Source organism: Vibrio sp. ArtGut-C1, assembly GCF_002105475.1.
GTDB classification, from domain to species: Bacteria; Pseudomonadota; Gammaproteobacteria; order Enterobacterales; family Vibrionaceae; genus Vibrio; species Vibrio diabolicus.
The window spans coordinates 65,536-83,644 of record NZ_NCTH01000015.1 but is presented as its reverse complement, the minus strand read 5'-3'; the positions used below and the strand labels follow the sequence as shown (position 1 = coordinate 83,644).

Sequence of the window (18,109 nt, the reverse complement as noted above, 5' to 3'; positions counted from 1 at the left end):
TACAATTTGACTAACTCATCTACTCTTTCGACGAACAGTTGAGATTCAAGAGTACTAATTCTCGAAGTGCTACAGAAAACTTAGCAAATTCGTGGACAGAGCCAACTTTGAACTCATTCAAGATGCTTTCCCAACGGTGCAGTGATTGCTCGTTAGTTTCCATCCAATCTTCTAACGCTTTCATCACGTCTAGCTCTTCCGTTGCACAGCCGCAATTTAATACCTGAGCCGTAAGTTGACGTTGTTGCCAGTCCAGATCTTCTCGGAATGCAGCTCTTGCCAGTGCCTGCCAGTTATTATCAACGGCTTGGCTGTTAATTTGCTTCAAGAACCAGTGTAACGACAAACGGTCACCTAAGTTAAAATAGAGCTTCGATGCTTGCTCAACCGTTTTACCTGTTTCACTCGCCACTGATGAGATATCCAGTGCAGATTGTAAGCTGGATAAACGAGCGACTTGATGTGCAAGTTTCTCTTCTACCCCTTTCTCAATCCACCCTTGAGCAAGTTCATTGTGTTCTTCTACTTCAGACTCAACCAGCATAGTGTCTAAGGTTTCAGTGATAACATTGACATCTTGCTTGTAGATAGCAATCAGCTCACCAACTGTGCATTTACCACTACGGTTGCGAAGCAACCAACGTGCAATTCGACGTAGTGCTCGACGAACATAAAACATGATTTCGTACTGAGCTTGAGCAGTGGCGATATTATCGAGTTCACGAGTCTGCTTAAGAATTGCTTCTAGATCGAAAATTTCACGAGCCGCACTGTATGCGTTAGCAATATCGACAACACTTGCACCGGTTTCTTCTTGCAAACGAGTGACGAAGTTACAGCCCATTTCATTAACCATCTGGTTAGCCAATGCTGTAGCGATAATTTCAGCTCGCAGTGGGTGATTAACCATTTGATCTTTATAGTTACGTCGTAACGCACTTGGGAAATATTCAACAAGCTGTTTCGCATGGAATTCATCATTCGCGATTTCATCCGTAACAAGTTGCTGTTTAAGTACCATTTTACCGTAGGCAACTAACACTGATAGCTCAGGGCGAGTCAGACCTAGTCCCTGTTTTTCACGCTCGATTAGCGTTTCATCATCAGGGATGTATTCGAGAGCACGATCCAAGTACCCTGCTTTTTCCATGGTATGGATGAATCGAATTTGTTCCTTAACAATGCCAACACCTTGCTGTTCAGTAACGGAGATCGACTCCGACTGACGGTAAGCATCATCTAAGACAATTTCACCCACTTCGTCTTCCATAGACTCTAGAATTTGGTTACGTTGCTTAACCGTAAGATCGCCATTTGAAACCAGTCCATTAAGGAAGATCTTGATGTTGACTTCATTATCCGAACAGTCAACGCCACCCACGTTATCAACGAAGTCTGTGTTCACTCGGCCGCCAGTCAGTGCGTATTCAATACGACCAAGCTGAGTCATACCCAAGTTACCGCCTTCGCCAACCACTTTTGCTCTTAAGTCACGGCCGTCAATGCGTAGCATGTCGTTAGCACGGTCACCAACATCCGTATGAGTTTCTGTCGAGGCTTTAACGTAAGTGCCGATACCACCATTCCAAAGCAGATCGACTTTCATTTTCAAGATCATCTTAATCAGATCGTTAGGCGCTAAAGATGCTTTCTTTGTCCCTAACATTTTCTGAATTTCTGGCGTTAGTTGGATCGACTTTGATCGACGAGAGAAGATACCACCACCTTGAGAGATCAAATCTTTATTGTAATCTTCCCAGCTTGATCTTGGTAGATTAAACAAGCGGTTACGTTCTTCCCAGCTGGTGGCTGAATCTGGATTTGGATCAATAAAGATGTGCATGTGGTTAAAGGCAGCTTGCAATCGAATATGCTTCGATAACAGCATACCGTTACCGAACACGTCACCAGCCATATCACCTACACCGATTGCGGTAAAGTCAGTGGTCTGGCAGTTGATGCCCATTTCACGGAAGTGACGCTTAACTGATTCCCAACCACCTTTTGCAGTGATACCCATCGCTTTGTGGTCGTAACCATTTGAACCACCTGAAGCAAATGCGTCACCTAACCAGAAGTTGTACTCTGCAGAAACAGAGTTCGCTAGATCTGAGAATGTTGCTGTGCCTTTATCTGCAGCCACTACTAGGTATGGGTCATCTTCGTCATGGCGCACAACGTTTTGTGGTGGCACGACTTCACCTTCAATGATGTTATCTGATACATCAAGTAGCGCACGAATAAATCGTTTGTAACAACGTTGGCCTTCAGCAAAGATCTCATCACGGGTTGTGAGAGATGGCTGGCGTTTACAAACAAAGCCGCCTTTTGCACCCACAGGTACGATAACGGTGTTCTTAACTTGCTGAGCTTTTACGAGACCAAGAATCTCTGTACGGAAATCTTCTTGACGATCTGACCAACGTAAACCACCACGAGCCACTTTTCCGCCACGAAGGTGAACACCCTCAATATCTGGTGCGTACACAAAGATCTCGAACGCGGGTACAGGCTGCGGAATCTCTGGAATATCGCTCGGTTTCATTTTCAAAGATAACCAAGGCTTAGGTTGCTTGCTTTCGTCTAATTGATAGTAGTTAGTACGAAGTGTCGCCATGATCATGTCGATGTAACGACGAATAATACGATCATCATCCAAGCTCTCTACACGATCCAACTGCTCTGTTAGCTTTTTAATCAGATCGTTTTGGCCTTTTTCACTGCCTTTGTGTTTCGGATCGAATCGCTTGGTGAACAGCTTGACTAGACCTGTTGCTAAGTCTGGGTAGTGGCTTAGCGTGTCTTCGATGTATTGTTGACTGAATGGGAAACCGACTTGGCGCATGTATCGAGCATAAGCACGAAGAATGGAAATCTCACGCCCAGATAGCGACGCACCTAGTACCAATCGGTTAAAACCATCACTTTCAAGGTTGCCCGCCCAAATTGCGGCAAATGCTTGTTGGAAACGATCACGAGCCTCACGAAGATCAACCGTTTTCTCGCTCTTATGCAGCATAGAGAAATCAAGGATCCAGAATGTCTGTCCGTTATTTTTCTCGATCTCATACGGTGATTCACCGATCACTCGTAAGCCAAGGTTTTCAAGCATTGGCATTACGTCAGAAAGATGGATTGGCTCATCGCGGTGGTATAACTTCAAGCGAACAGCTTTTGAATCCGCCCCCTCTTCTTGAGGTCGGTAGAACAACATGCCAAGTTTATTATCATCACTTAACGCTTCTAAGCGTTCAATATCTGCAACCGCAGAACCTGGCATCATGTCCTCTTTATATGAGCGAGGGAACGCACTCATGTATTCTTTTGAAAGAGGAAGGCCTTTGCTTTCACCAAAGTTAGCAATGATGGATTCTTTTAGTCTGTCATCCCAAGAGGTAGAAACTTCCATTAGGTTTTGCTCGATCTTTTTCACGTCTACGTCAATGTTGTTATTGTCTACACGAACAATGTAATGTGTTCTCGCTAGTGGGCTTTCTGAGAAGAACGTTGTAAATTCAACCTCTTGCTCGCAACCAAAGTACTGCTTAAGAATGCGTTGAGTTTGACGACGTAACTCTGTGTTGTAACGATCTTTAGTGACATAAACCATGCAGCTAAAGAAACGACCAAATGGGTCCTTACGAACAAATAAACGCAGTAGGTCACGATCTTGCATTTGTACAACACCCATACCCACCTCAAGCAGCTCTTCTTCATTTGCTTGAAGTAGTTCATCGCGTGGGTAGTTTTCTAAGATATTGTGCAATGCTTTGTATGAATACGATCCGTGACGATATCCGCTCGCTTCAAGGATACGGTCCACTTTTTCACGGATCAGAGGGATGCTTTGTACCGCTTGGTTATACACGGCAGAGGTATATAGACCAGTAAAGCGATGCTCACCTATTACTTTACCGTTTTCATCAAACTTCTTAATACCGATGTAATCAGTATAAGCTGGACGGTGAATACGAGATGCTTTGTTACCTTTTGTGATGATCAGAGCGTATGGCTTTTTCGCTTCTAACCGCGCTGAATCTGAAAGCTCAGATAGCTTGACGCTACGCACACGCTTGTCATCAGCAAATAGACCAAGTCCTTTTTCTTTAGCAGGAACAAGCTCGGTATCACCATTGACTTCTTCTAAGTCATAATCTTTGTAACCCATAAAGGTAAAGTTATGATCTTCTAGCCAACGAAGAAATGCGATCGTTTCGTCCATACGATCCGTTTGGATAGAAACACGATCTTTATTTTTCTCAAGTTCATCAGTCACAAGCTTAAGCTTATCAACCATTTGCTTCCAGTCATCAACGACTAAACGAGTGTCAGATAGAATTTTTAACAGCTCTTCTTTAAGCGCTTGCATCTCTTCTTTACTAGTAAGGCGGTCTACCTCGATATGGAACAGTGATTGAAGAACACCACCCTCACCGTTTACGTCGGTAACTTGGCCTTTTTTATCACGCTGTATCTGTGTTGGGTTGTTTAACATTAAGTGGCAAACAAGATCCAAACGCGCTAAAGCCATTTTGACTGAGTCCACTAAGAATGGACTATCTGGAACAACAATTTCTACGATTGTGTGTGTGGATTGCCAGCCTTGACGACTTACGGTCGGGTTAAATACTCGTACCGAAATCTCTTCTGGTTTTTTTTCATTGATATGGTGCCAAAGGCTGACGACAGCACCATAAAGATCGGATTCGTTTCGCTGAATCAGGTCATCATCAGCAATGTTACTGAATAAGTGTTGAGCAAGTTTAGTTACAAGCGTTTGGTGAGAAAGCTCGAGTTTGTCTTGAATCAGTTGGTAAACTTTTTCAAGCAGAACCGGCACTACATTTTCACGCGCGGTCATATTCACACTCCACATTAGAATTGTTGTTTTGTAGGGGGACTTAGTAGCTAGGTTGTTACCTTAGAAACTAAGCATAGGTAATGCATGTGCCCATTGTAAAAGCATAATTACAAATGTTTAACAACTAATCGTGGTGGTAAGAGGTGAAATGTCCGATTCTGTGACTAAGATTCCTATTTAACTCTCTGCAAATACAATACATCACAGAGTTTCTAACTTAAGAAACTTATTATTTTGGTCAGTTGTTAGTCTAAACTGGCCTTTAATGCCTAATTGACTAAGAAATGGTCTAAATCGTGCGGCGGGTAACTGCAAACGTAAACCATTATGTGTGACGACTTGAACAACACTTGCCGCGCCAGAATAATGGGATAAAAACGTTTGATATGAAATGTTGAGGTTGAAGTAGTAATAGTTCATGAAGTAAAAACTAAGTGACATAAACAATAAGGTGGCCTTAATGACCACCCTATTGTGTTGTTTACTATTCGTCTAGTGCTTTAGTCACTTTTTCGAATAAGTCTTTAGCAAGATTATCCATTGCTTTGAGCTTTTCAAGTTCTGCTTTGATCAAAGCTTGGCGACCTTCATCGTATTTACGGAACTTAAGCAAAGGATCAATCATTCTAGATGCGACTTGTGGGTTCGAATCATTAAGTTGGCGAAGGATTTCTCCTGCAAATTGGTAACCTGCACCGGATTTATCATGGAAACGTACAGGGTTAGCACTTAAGAACGAGCCAATCAAACTGCGCGTACGGTTCGGGTTCTTCAAACTAAATGCTTCGTGGTTCATGGTAGCTTTCACTTTTTCAAGTGCATCCTCTGCAGGATTGCTACCTTGAAGTGCAAACCACTTGTCCATAACCAAACCATCGTGCTTCCATTTATCGCTATAATCTGCCATTAGAACTTCACGACACTCAAGCTGTGCACTATTTGCCGCACTCATCGCTGCAATCGTATCTGTCATGTTATTTGCAGATGCGTATTGTGCTTTCACTAAATCATTACCTTTTTCCGTATGTGCTAGGTATTGCAGACAACGGTTACGTAATGCACGCTTGCCAATCGCAGCATGATCGATCGTGTACTCTGTTTGCTTCAGTGTATGATAAGTTGCACTTAGCTCATCTTCTAACTCTTGAGAAAGTGACACTGTAATGCTATTTAGCACTTTGTCTACGGCATCGATGTCAATTTGCTGGTACCAGCCAGTAATCTCATTAATTGAAGGCAAAGAGAAAACTTGAGCAATGAAAGCTGGCTCAAGCGTCTCATCCAATAGCACACCACGGAACGCATCTATCACGCCTTCAGAAAGCGACACGTCTTGTCCGGCTTGAACGTTTTTCACGTTCTGACGAATGTACTTAGCCAATAGCATTTGGCTTGCATCCCAACGAGCGAAGTCATTCGTCGCGTGCTTCATCAAGAAGACTAATTCATCATCACTGTAGTCGTATTCTAGTTTTACTGGTGCCGAGAATTCACGCAACAAAGATGGCACTGGCTGTTCTTCGACATTTTCAAATACGAACGTTTGCTTATCTTGTTTAATATCCAATACGTTATGAACAGATTCACCGTTAATCAGCAATGGGATAACGTGACCTTTCGAATCGTACAGCTCGATATCAAACGGAATGTGCAGCGCTTGCTTCTCAGCCTGGTCTTGCGTTGGCTCCGTAAATTGCTCTACCGTTAGTGCGTAAGTTTTTGCATTGGCATTGTATTCGCTATTTACGCGCAGCGTCGGTGTACCAGACTGGCTGTACCATAGACGGAATTGTTTTAAATCGACACCGGTGGCATCTTCCATTGCAGAAACAAAGTCTTCACATGTGGCAGCAGTACCATCGTGACGTTCAAAGTAAAGTTTCATCCCTTTTTGGAAGCCCTCTTCGCCAAGGAGCGTATGGTACATGCGAATAACTTCGCTGCCCTTTTCATACACTGTTAGCGTGTAGAAGTTATTCATCTCAATGACTTTGTCAGGACGAATCGGGTGAGACATTGGGCTTGCATCTTCTGCAAACTGAGGGCCACGGATGATACGTACGTTATCGATGCGGTTATCTGCACGAGAGCCTAAGTCAGAAGAGAATTCTTGGTCACGGAATACGGTTAAGCCTTCTTTTAGACTTAGTTGGAACCAGTCACGACAAGTGACACGGTTGCCAGTCCAGTTGTGGAAGTACTCATGACCGATCACAGCTTCGATACCTAAGTAGTCACGATCGGTCGCCGTTTGGTCATTCGCCAGAACATACTTTGAGTTAAAGATGTTTAGGCCTTTGTTTTCCATTGCGCCCATATTGAAGAAATCAACGGCAACGATCATGTAAATATCCAGATCGTATTCAAGGCCAAAGCGTTCTTCATCCCACTTCATCGAGTTGATCAGCGATGTCATCGCATGGCCTGCACGATCTAAGTTACCTTTATCAACAAAGATTTCTAAATCAACACTGCGACCTGACATCGTTGTGTATTTGTCACGCAGTACGTCAAAGTCCCCTGCGACAAGAGCAAACAAGTAAGCTGGCTTTGGATGCGGGTCCTGCCATTGAACCCAATGACGACCGTTCTCTGCCTCGCCTTCTGCAATTCGGTTACCATTGCTCAGCAAATATGGATAAGCGGCTTTATCTGCGATCACTTTTGTCGTGTATTTTGCCAGAACATCAGGACGATCTAAGTAATAAGTAATACGACGGAAGCCCTCGGCCTCACACTGAGTACAAAATGCGCCGCCTGATTTGTACAAACCTTCGAGTGCTGTATTCGCTTCAGGATCAATTTTGGTGACGATTTCAAGTTCAAACTCGGATGGAAGATCGGTCAGTACAAGCGATGATTCTTTCACTTCGTGATGAGCCCAATCCTCACCGTTTACTTTTACAGCGCGCAGCTCAAGCCCCTCGCCATCGAGTTCTAGCGTTGTTGTATCGCCTTTTTGAGCAACCTTTGATATCGCCGTAACGATGGTGTCATTGTCATAAAGATCAAACGTAAGATCGATATCGGTAATCGCGTGAGATGGCTCTTGATAATCTTTACGATATTTGGCCTGGGGAGCTTGGGACATGAGCATAAATCCTTGTATGTCGAACAACAAAAATACCAGACTGCATGATCAAAAATGCAGTTCTGGTATCACTATATAAGCTATTTGTAGGGATTGTGGTATCAGAATACAAGTCTTTCCATCAAAAAACGGAGCTTTTAGTGCTCTAGCTCCGTTTTTTGATTAACATTTAAACAACATTAGTAATTTACCGTATGCTCGCGTAATTTGTCGTAGCAAGATAAGTTATCAAGGCGTTACCCGATTAAGTACCGCGTACATATCGCCATTTGAATCTTCAATCGTTAATTCATTTTTGTTGAGCTTATAGGTGGTCCCGTGCTCGCCATTTTCATAGAGCAAGACTAAATATTCATCTTCTGTGTAGAAAACACCTTGCTTGATTGACTCATCCCCTTCTTCGTTGGATACCCGAAACATAAACACGAAGTCAGGTTGAAGTATCAGATCCATATGGTTGATGTTGTTTGCCACAAGGCCATTTCCGGATACATAAGAGCTAGACCATATGCCCGCTAGCGAGTTAGACAACCCTTTAGTAAAAGTCACACCATTAAGATCAAGCGTATTGTGATTATTGCGATAGGCATAAATTTGAGGCTCATCTGTGTTTAAGCCAAGAACGATGGTGTCTTCATTGGCGTTATACAATCCTTCCCAATGATCGACAGAATAATCTTTCTTTTGAATATCAATAGAAAAGCTGTAGTCGGAACCCAGTGACAGTTTTATCGCACGAAAATTTTCAGCCGACTCTTCGGGGTTTGGGTTCATTAAATACCAGTCTCCAATGAGAAACGGCGTGTCAAAGTGACTTAATTCATCTTCTCTGGTGTTTTCTCCGCTAAACACACTAAAGCAGCAAAAGCTAAGTAAAATAAAGAACCATTTCATATCGGCATCCTTATCGTTTTCTTTTAGCTTAGGCAGTAGTCCTCACTTTCGCGAAATTTTAGATGTAGATCACGTAAATTATTGGGAAAAAATAAGCGAATATCTTACTTGATACTCAATACAAACAAAGATGAAAAGACATAAAAAAAGAGTGAGCCTGAAAGACTCACTCTTTTTACTTTGAATTGCCAGTTATTATGACTGATTTTTCTGCTTGAGTAGATCAACCATAATCGCGACAGACTCATCTAAATAAACATCAGGCGCTTCATAATCTTTAGGTATATCATCCAATGTTTTGAATGCTTCCTTACCTAAAGCAGCTTGACGCTCATTGATGCGTTGCAAACGAAGTGCTTCCGCTTTATCCGATTCAGCCTTACGAACTTTCTCGTTCAAAGACAACATATTATCGTCTTTTTCTTTACGATACTTCTCTATGTCTTCATTGATGAAACGGAATTCCATCTCATCAGAAATACGCTTGTTATGAAGAGCGGTGAGTTTTTCAACTAGTGCTTCGTTGCTTGGGAAGGTTTGATATTTTGCTTTATCAATCTGATCCCAAGGTAGTGCATTGTCTTCTACACTTTCACCCGTTTCAGAAGCTTCAATTGGTGTTGGGTACGAAATATCGGGTGCAACACCACGATTTTGCGTACTTCCACCGTCAATACGGTAGAACTTCTGAATCGTGTACTGAACGTAGCCTAGCTCTTTATCGAAAAGATCGTAGATATGATTCAGTGAACGATGCTGTTGAACCGTACCTTTACCGAAAGAATTTTCACCTAAAATAATGGCACGATTATAATCTTGCATTGCTGCTGCAAAAATTTCAGACGCTGAAGCACTGTAGCGGTTAATCAACACCGTCAGCGGACCATCGTAGCTCACTTTTCCGTCAGTATCGGCGTTCACCTTAATACGACCATAGCTGTCACGAACTTGAACAACAGGACCTTCTTTAATGAATAACCCTGTTAATGCTGTCGCTTCCGTTAATGCACCACCACCGTTGTTACGTAGATCAACGATTACGCCGTCAACGTTTTTGGTTTTTAACTCAGCAAGCAGTTTATCGGTATCTTTCGACAAACCGACGTAGAAACTTGGCACTTCTAAAATACCAATCTTCTTACCATCTTTTTCGATGATCTCCGACTTCACTGCGCGATCTTCTAGACGAACTTTGTCACGAACAATTGTGACAATGTAACTCTTCGCATCGTTACCTTCTGGCAAGATCTGTAGATTAACCTTTGTGCCTTTTGGGCCTTTGATTAATTGAACTACATCATCCAGACGCCAACCGATCACGTCGACAATCTCTTCACCGTCTTGTCCAACACCGATGATTCGATCCCCTTCGCCAAGTTGCTTGCTCTTCGACGCAGGGCCACCAACAACAAGTGAACGAATTACTGTGTAATCGTCTGTCATTTGCAGAACGGCACCAATGCCTTCCAGAGAAAGGTTCATTTCCGATTGGAATTGCTCAGCATTACGTGGGGAAAGGTAGCTAGTATGAGGGTCGACTTGTCGGGCGAAGGCATTCATATATAACTGGAATGCATCTTCGTTATTAGTCTGTGTGATCCGCTTCATCGCGTTGTTATAACGCTTCTCTAAAACCTCTTTAATCTCTGGCCATTCTTTGCCAGTCAGCTTCAGATTTAACGCGTCATATTTCACGCGCTTACGCCATAACTCGTTGAGCTCCGCTTCGTCTTTTGGCCATGCAGCTTCAGAACGGTCTAACTCTATCTCGTCGTCAGTATCAAACTTGATCTCTTCGTCGAGTAGCGTTAACGCATAAGCAAAGCGCTCAAAACGCTTTTGCATTGAGAGGTTATAAACATCAAAAGCAATTTGGTTGTTACCAGCTTTTAGCTGATCATCAAGCTCAATTGACCAGTCTTTAAAAGAGTCGATGTCCGCTTGAGTAAAAATATTTCTATTATAATCAAGCAATTCTACATAGCGTTCAAAGATCGCTTTGGAGAAATCATCATTGAGGCTGAAATGCTTATAATGAGAGCGGGTAAATCGAGAGGTGACTCGTTTGCTAGCTGTTTCGTGCTGAACTTCAGGAGCGAGAACCGGCAAGTCATCTTTATGTAGTTTGGCTTCGAGAGCCTGAGCTGATGCTGCTAGCCATAAGCTAGCAGCAATCAGTGTCACTTTTGAACGGCAATTCATGCGTAGGAGTATCTCCTTTATGCGCGCAAGTGCTCCGCTTTCACAACCATTTGTAGGCCGTTAGCAAGTTGAACACGTACATCATCCTTATTGATCTCAACAATGGTCGCTGCCATGTTTCCTTTGCCCATGTTCACGTTAACTGCGTTACCTACTGTGATTTCGTCAGCATTTAGAGCGCGCGTTTCTACAGGCTTAGTTGTTTTTTGTACTTTTGGTTTGTTAGTACGACGAGGCTGTTGAGGCTTTTTAGCCGCTGGTTTCGCTTTCGCCTTACCCTCTTCACGAGCTTTTTGTGCTTGTTCTTTACGACGAGCTTGAACTTTTGCCTTGCTTTCTGCAAGTGTCGCTTTCGCGTGTTCAACGTGCTCTTCTTCTAGCTCACCACAAGGGTTGCCGTCTAGGTCCACACGTACTGCACCTGGTTTTACACCATGTAGGTAACGCCATGATGAAGTGTACTGTCTTAACGCTGCACGAAGCTGTGTTTTGCTTACTTTTTCGTCTTCACTTAGACGTTCCGCAAGATCTTGAAAAATACCAATTTTCAGAGGTTTTGCTTCACCTTCTAAAGTAAAGCACTTAGGGAAACATTCAGCAATATATGCAATAACTTCTTTGCTGTTTTTTAACTTTTCAGTCATGAGGGTTCCTGATTTGAGCGGATTTCCGCGAAGCATTAAGAAAAAATATTCTCGTATTATAGTGACATGCCAAGGAAAAACCACACTCGAGGGCTAATTTATGCGTCGTTCGCGTGTGAATTAAGCAGCTTTTCTACTTCAGCCATGAAATGAGTGAGACCTTCTTCGTCTGTTTCATTGAATCGACCAATACTTGGGCTGTCAATATCAAGGACACCAACCACCTCTCCATTGATAGAAAACGGAATCACAATTTCCGAATTACTCGCTGCATCGCACGCTATATGTCCCTCAAATTCATGAACGTCGTATACTCTTTGTATGGTGTTAGTTTTTGCAGCAGTACCACAGACACCGCGCCCCATAGGAATGCGGACACAAGCTGGTTTTCCTTGGAACGGACCAAGAACGAGCTCTTCACCTTTTGCTAGGTAAAAGCCAGCCCAGTTAAGATCGTCCAATTCCATGAAAAGCAGTGAGCTCAAGTTTGCTAGGTTAGCAATAAAGTCAGGCTCAGACTCAATTAGAGCAACGGCTTGTTTGGTTAGTCTATGGTATTGTTCTATGTTCATATTAACTTCCTACTTACTATAAAAGCTTCCATTCTCACTGTATGGCGCTAAAATGCAGCCCTACTTTATAATAGGACTTATTCTCAATTACAATGCTTCTGAAAAATGACACTATTAGCCGTTCTTGGTTGATAACACAAGTAAAAAAGCACAAGTCCAAGCTTATCATAGCGAACTTGATAGCGGTGCTTGCAACCTTGATTAGTGTTCCAATCCCCCTTCTCATGCCGTTGATGGTTGATGAGGTTTTATTGGACCAACCAGCAAAAGGCTTAGCTGCTATGAATGCCATTCTCCCTGAAGCGTGGCACACTCCGACGGGTTATATATTTTTCACTCTTTTCTTGGTCGTCCTGATGCGAGCTGCAAGTCAGGGGTTAAATATCCTTCAAAGCCGACAATTTACACTTGTTTCTAAAACGATCACGTTTGAGATGCGCAGTAAAATGATCGACAAGCTTGGTCGTATCAGCATCCGCCAATACGAAACCAAAGGCAGCGGAGGCATCAATGCCCACCTTATCACTGACATTGAAACGATCGATAAATTTATTGGTTCTACGTTAGCAAAATTCGTTATCAGTTTTTTAACGGTCATTGGTACTGCCATCGTTCTGCTTTGGCTCGACTGGCGACTTGGTCTATTTATTCTGCTAGTTAACCCTATTGTCATTTACTTCTCACGTAAACTAGGAAGTATGGTTAAACATCTGAAACGGAAGGAAAATCATTCTTTTGAAATTTTCCAAAATCGTTTAGTTGAAACATTAGATGGCATTTACCAGCTGCGCGCAGCCAATAAAGAGCGAGAATTTCTCCAGCAACTCAAAGACAGTGCGAACCAAGTTCGTGTGGATGCAGACAAGTATGCGTGGCAATCAGAGGCAGCAGGTCGCGTCTCTTTCCTACTCTTCTTAATCGGTTTTGAGTTATTCAGAGCCGTCGCCATGCTGATGGTCATGTTTAGTGACCTCACTATTGGTCAAATCTTTGCTGTTTTTGGTTACCTATGGTTTATGTTGTCTCCTGTTCAAGAGCTGCTCGGCATTCAGTTTTCTTGGTACAGCGCGAAAGCTGCGTTAAAACGCATCAACGACTTATTAGTATTAGAAGAAGAACAAAGACCAGTACCTAAGGTAAATCCTTTCAAAGAAGACAGAGAAGTCGATGTTAAAGTAGAAAACGTAGACTTCTCTTATAATAATGAAAACAAAGTTCTAGATAACCTTTCTTTACATATACCGGCAGGAAAGAAAGTGGCGCTAGTTGGTGCGAGCGGAGGCGGTAAGTCGACCTTAATACAACTACTTATTGGGGTTTATCGTCAAAACTCCGGTAGCATTCGCTTTAATGATGAATTAACAGAAGATATTGGTTTTGAAGTAATTCGCGACAAAATTGCCGTGGTATTACAGCAACCTATACTATTTAACGACACCTTGAGGCATAATCTAACGCTCGGTGGGAATTTTGACGAAATGTCACTTTGGCGAGCACTTGAAGTTGCTCAGCTGCAAGATGTTATTTCTCAACTGAACCACGGTTTGGATACTCAAGTCGGCCGTAACGGCATTCGTTTGTCAGGTGGTCAACGACAACGCCTTGCCATCGCAAGAATGGTGCTGAGTAATCCTCAATTTGTTATTTTAGACGAAGCCACGTCTGCGCTTGATACCGCTACTGAAGCGGCATTGCACAAAGCATTGACTGAATTCTTACGTGGCAGAACAACATTAATCGTTGCGCACCGTCTATCAGCCGTAAAACAAGCCGATTTGATCTACGTGCTTGAAGATGGAAAAGTGACGCAAACAGGTACTCATGGTGAGTTAGTTGAGCAAGAAGGCTTATATCAAACCTTATATGGGGGCATACAGTCCCACGCTTAAATCGTTCAAGTTAGAGAGGTCGTTATGACCTCTCTGTCTAAGCACGCCATGCAGCCAAATAATGTGCGCTTGTGCCAAGGTTGCGAATTGCCTGTCGATATCGTCGACTTACCCAATGGAAAAAATGCACACTGTCCTCGTTGTGGCACACAGTTGTATCGAGGCGGTAGCCCTAGCCTCTCAGGTAATTTAGCCGTCGCGATAACCTGTATCCTGCTATTTATTCCATCACACTTTTTTAACTTTATTAGTATCCGACTCTTTGGTGTGATGATTCCGGCAACCCTACCTTCAGGGATGATCACATTGATGGAAGAAGGCTTTGTTCTTCTTTCACTGCTTATTCTATTTTGTAGCTCTCTAGCGCCTCTGACGGTTTGTGTTTCAGTGGTTACGGCACATATCTCGCTGCATCAACGATGGTTTCGAGGGCTTCGTGTTTCACTGTGGCTAATTCAACATTTGAAACATTGGGTAATGCTGGATGTGTTCTTAGTTAGCATCGCCATTTCCTGCTTCAAACTCCAAGATTATTCCGACATTTTTGTAGGCCCAGGGTTAATTGGTCTGGTTCTTTTGCAGATATTTACCGTTTTGTTAGTTTCTCGAATCAGTGTGCGTCGTTACTGGGAAGCCTGGAAGCCAGAACGTCTTTATTCCTTTGAACACAAAGACGTGCATTGCCATGAGTGCCACTTGTCTCAACCTGAAGGTGACCATTGTCGGCGTTGTCACCACGAGTTATATCATCGCAAGCCCAACTCCATTCAGAAGACATGGGCTTACCTCATTGCGGCAACGATAGCGATTTTCCCAGCCAACTTGATTCCTATTTCCATCTTGCTGACCAATGGCAAACGTTTGGAAGATACTATTTTCTCAGGCGTAGCTGGGTTGGTAAAAAGCGGTATGTATGGCATCGCAGTGATCATTTTTGTGGCCAGTATTGTTGTGCCAGTTGTAAAAATACTTGGCCTTGCCTACATCATGCTTTGCATTCAATTCAAACGTTCGGTGTTTAAGAGACAACGAATGATGGTTTACTTTGTTGTTAAATGGATCGGTAAATGGTCTGTGATGGACTTGTTTGTTATTTCTATCATGATGACCTTAGTCGATCGTGGTCAGATACTTGATTTCACACCAGGATATGGCGCCGTGGCCTTTGGTGTTGTCGTGGTATTGACCATGCTTGCAGCGGAAAGTATTGATCCAAGGCTAATCTGGGACCAAACAGGCCCAACACAATCAGAAAAAGAGTCAATGAATGAGTGATCAGAACAGTTCTCAAACGTCATACGTACCAGATGTAAAGCGGAGCAAAGGCATATCTCCTCTTTGGCTTTTGCCAATTTTGACCATGGTCTTAGCTGGCTGGCTTGTGGTGAAGTCGATACACGATGCAGGACAACGGGTGCAAATCTATTTTTCTGACGCTGCTGGCTTGGTTGCCGGGCGAACCACTATCCGTTACCAAGGGCTAGAAGTCGGTATGGTGAGAGACATTAACCTCACTGAAGATCTCGGCAGTATTTATGTTGATGCCGATATCTACCCTGAAGCGGCAAAATTGCTGAACGATAAAACTCGCTTTTGGCTGGTAAAACCAACAGCAAGCCTAACAGGAGTTTCTGGGCTCGATGCGCTCGTGTCGGGTAATTACATTTCGATTCAACCTGGAGATGGTCAAGAGTTTGAAACAACGTTCCATGCGTTAGACTCTGCACCAACAGATTTGCGCGTTTCACAAGGTTTGAACATTAAACTCAAAAGCCGCGATTTAGGTGGTGTGTCGATTGGATCTCAAATTGTTTATAAGAAAATTCCAATCGGTGAAGTCTACAGCTACCAGCTGGATGAAGACGCAAAATCTATCACGATTCAAGCCAACATTCAGGATCAATACCGACATATCATTAACAACCGCAGTCGGTTCTGGAACGTAAGTGGAATCGGTGCCAGCATCGGTTTTGAAGGCGTCGATGTAAGGCTAGAAAGTATGAGTGCTCTACTCGGAGGCGCGATCGCCGTCGACTCTCCGGATGACGGTGAGCCTGTAGAAGAGAACACTGAATTCCGTCTGTATAAAGATTTGAAAACCGCAGGTCGAGGTATCGCTGTTAAAATCGTCCTCCCTGATGACAGTAAAATCAGTGGCGAAGGCGCACCCATTATGTATCGCGGAATCGAGATTGGCCAAGTTACAGACTTAAGCCTATCCGAAGGGCGAGAAGTGATATTAGCGTCAGCGGCAATTCAACCAGCTTTCAGTGACATGCTGACGACAGGTACCCGATTCGTCTTAGAAGAAGCAAAAGTGTCCCTCTCTGGTGTTGAAAACATTGCCAATCTCGTGAGAGGAAACTTCTTAACCATTGTGCCAGGTGCTGGTGATCGCTCTCGCCGCTTTACTGCCATTCGTAAAAACGTTTTTAACCAACAGCAAGAAAAGTCCATCGCTATTCGTTTAGTGTCTGACAACTCGTTTGGCCTAGATAGCGGTGCCAACGTGCTTTACAAAGGCATCGTTGTCGGTTCAATTATCAACGTAGGCTTAGTTGAAGAAGGTAAAAAATCGCAACATGAAGTATTTATGGATGTATTGATTGATCATGAATACAAACACCTGATCAAATCAAACAACCGTTTTTATGTAACCGGAAGTGCCTCTGCAGAATTAACGGAATCGGGCCTCAGCGTTACCGTTCCTCCGGCAAAACAGTTGTTAACTGGGTCCATTAGCTTTGTAAGCGAAGGCAAGCAAGATATTCAAAAAGAGTATCAACTGTTCCAAAACGAATCATTGGCAGAACTAGCACAGTACAACCAAAGTGGCTCTAGAGCACTCACACTGTTTGCTTCTGAATTGCCGCCGATTTCCAAAGGCAGCCCTCTACTCTATCGTAATCTTCCTGTTGGTAACGTCTCCGATTTCCAATTGGTTGATGGCGGTGTGTTAATTAAAACAACCATCGAAAACCGCTTTGCTTACCTCGTAACACCGCAAACCGTCTTTTGGAACCGTTCAGGGATAGAGATAGATGCATCGCTAGCCGGTGTGAGTGTAAAAGCTCACCCTTTAAAATCGTTAATCGAAGGTGGCATCGCTTTTGACTCTGTTCCTGGCGTTGAAAACAAAATTGGAGACAACTGGAAGTTATATACAGATCAAAAAACCGCTCGCAAGTTTGGACGCGTCATTGCTTTAGAAACCGACGGCTCGCAAGAGATTGCTAAAGGAATGCCGATTGAGTATCAAGGCGTCAAAGTTGGTGAAGTCACACTGGTTGTACCGAATTTTCGTCGCAATATGGTTGAAATTACCGCAAGAATTCTACCTGAATACGTAGAAAACATTGCGGTTGAAGGCTCACATTTTTGGCTAACTGAGCCAGAGATTGGCTTAGGGGGCGTGAAAAACCTTGGCGCATTGGTGTCGAAATCCATCAGTGTTGAGCCAGGTAAAGGTAAAGCTAAATTTGATTTTCAGTTGGAAAACGGTTCAGAACGTGTTCAGGGCATGATGTTTACTTTACAAAGTGAACAACGAGGCTCAGTACAAGTCGGAACGCCTATTCTTTACCGCGAGATGGAAGTCGGCCAAGTAACCGACGTGAGCCTAGGAGAATTTGCCGATCGCGTCGTCACGACCATCAAGATACAGCCTGAATATGCTTACCTCGTTCGTCAAAACAGTGTGTTTTGGAATGTTTCAGGAGTAGATGTCTCCATCGGAATTACTGGTGCGAACATCAAAGCGGGCACATTTGATAGTTTAGTTCGCGGAGGAATTGCGTTTTCAACGCCAGAGCAATCGACTATTCCACCAGCGGCAAAAAGTGGGCAATCTTTCTTTTTATATCCACAAGCTGAAGAAGGCTGGACTCAATGGCGTACTGCGATTCCTAAGCCGTAGAATAAAGCTCAATTCACATACAATTGAAGTTTGATTACCT

Annotated in this window: 10 protein-coding genes; 3 read left to right on the top strand and 7 right to left on the bottom strand. The window is 43.3% G+C overall.

The features are described from left to right. Positions 1–19 precede the first annotated feature (19 nt). The 7 genes from B7360_RS14365 to B7360_RS14335 form a co-directional block, all read right to left on the bottom strand. Positions 20–4,861, bottom strand: coding sequence for an NAD-glutamate dehydrogenase (locus B7360_RS14365; RefSeq protein ID WP_065646471.1), 4,842 nt, complete (start codon positions 4,859–4,861; stop codon positions 20–22). Positions 4,862–5,062: 201 nt separating this feature from the next. Continuing rightward, entirely contained in the window at positions 5,063–5,281 is a 219-nt protein-coding gene (locus B7360_RS14360) for a DUF2835 domain-containing protein (protein WP_046876238.1), read from the bottom strand. A gap of 64 nt (positions 5,282–5,345) precedes the next feature. Further along, complete coding sequence (pepN, locus tag B7360_RS14355; protein WP_085343823.1) at positions 5,346–7,952, bottom strand: aminopeptidase N; 2,607 nt, start codon at positions 7,950–7,952, stop codon at positions 5,346–5,348. A gap of 228 nt (positions 7,953–8,180) precedes the next feature. Then, the gene (locus B7360_RS14350; protein WP_085343822.1) at positions 8,181–8,846 is read right to left on the bottom strand and encodes a hypothetical protein; all 666 of its coding nucleotides are present in this window, start codon (positions 8,844–8,846) and stop codon (positions 8,181–8,183) included. 195 nt (positions 8,847–9,041) lie between these two features. Then, a complete protein-coding gene (gene prc, locus B7360_RS14345) occupies positions 9,042–11,048 on the bottom strand; it encodes a carboxy terminal-processing peptidase (protein ID WP_005396554.1) in 2,007 nt (668 codons plus the stop codon). Between the two features lie 17 nt (positions 11,049–11,065). Beyond that, positions 11,066–11,692, bottom strand: coding sequence for an RNA chaperone ProQ (gene proQ / locus B7360_RS14340; RefSeq protein WP_046876216.1), 627 nt, complete (start codon positions 11,690–11,692; stop codon positions 11,066–11,068). A 98-nt stretch (positions 11,693–11,790) separates the two neighbouring features. After that, positions 11,791–12,264 (bottom strand): GAF domain-containing protein, encoded by a 474-nt coding sequence (locus tag B7360_RS14335; protein WP_065646467.1) that lies wholly within the window; start codon positions 12,262–12,264, stop codon positions 11,791–11,793. A gap of 92 nt (positions 12,265–12,356) precedes the next feature. Between B7360_RS14335 and B7360_RS14330 the strand changes: the two genes are divergently transcribed. Genes B7360_RS14330 through B7360_RS14320 form a run of 3 tightly spaced genes read left to right on the top strand, consistent with a single transcriptional unit; the run spans position 12,357 to position 18,069 of the window. After that, entirely contained in the window at positions 12,357–14,153 is a 1,797-nt protein-coding gene (locus B7360_RS14330) for an ABC transporter ATP-binding protein (RefSeq protein ID WP_006743267.1), read from the top strand. A gap of 24 nt (positions 14,154–14,177) precedes the next feature. Beyond that, complete coding sequence (locus B7360_RS14325) at positions 14,178–15,428, top strand: paraquat-inducible protein A (protein WP_006743266.1); 1,251 nt, start codon at positions 14,178–14,180, stop codon at positions 15,426–15,428. Then, complete coding sequence (locus tag B7360_RS14320) at positions 15,421–18,069, top strand: PqiB family protein (RefSeq protein WP_041852958.1); 2,649 nt, start codon at positions 15,421–15,423, stop codon at positions 18,067–18,069. The genes B7360_RS14325 and B7360_RS14320 overlap by 8 nt, the downstream gene beginning before the upstream one ends. Positions 18,070–18,109: the final 40 nt, after the last annotated feature.

Bases quoted from the DNA above. Each gene is read 5' to 3' on its own strand.
- B7360_RS14350 (WP_085343822.1), bottom strand. From the start codon at position 8,846: ATGAAATGGTTCTTTATTTTACTTAGCTTTTGCTGCTTTAGTGTGTTT.
- B7360_RS14325 (WP_006743266.1), top strand. From the start codon at position 14,178: ATGACCTCTCTGTCTAAGCACGCCATGCAGCCAAATAATGTGCGCTTG.
- B7360_RS14330 (WP_006743267.1), top strand. From the start codon at position 12,357: ATGCTTCTGAAAAATGACACTATTAGCCGTTCTTGGTTGATAACACAA.
- B7360_RS14360 (WP_046876238.1), bottom strand. From the start codon at position 5,281: ATGAACTATTACTACTTCAACCTCAACATTTCATATCAAACGTTTTTA.
- prc (WP_005396554.1), bottom strand. From the start codon at position 11,048: ATGAATTGCCGTTCAAAAGTGACACTGATTGCTGCTAGCTTATGGCTA.
- pepN (WP_085343823.1), bottom strand. From the start codon at position 7,952: ATGTCCCAAGCTCCCCAGGCCAAATATCGTAAAGATTATCAAGAGCCA.
- B7360_RS14335 (WP_065646467.1), bottom strand. From the start codon at position 12,264: ATGAACATAGAACAATACCATAGACTAACCAAACAAGCCGTTGCTCTA.
- proQ (WP_046876216.1), bottom strand. From the start codon at position 11,692: ATGACTGAAAAGTTAAAAAACAGCAAAGAAGTTATTGCATATATTGCT.
- B7360_RS14365 (WP_065646471.1), bottom strand. From the start codon at position 4,861: ATGACCGCGCGTGAAAATGTAGTGCCGGTTCTGCTTGAAAAAGTTTAC.
- B7360_RS14320 (WP_041852958.1), top strand. From the start codon at position 15,421: ATGAGTGATCAGAACAGTTCTCAAACGTCATACGTACCAGATGTAAAG.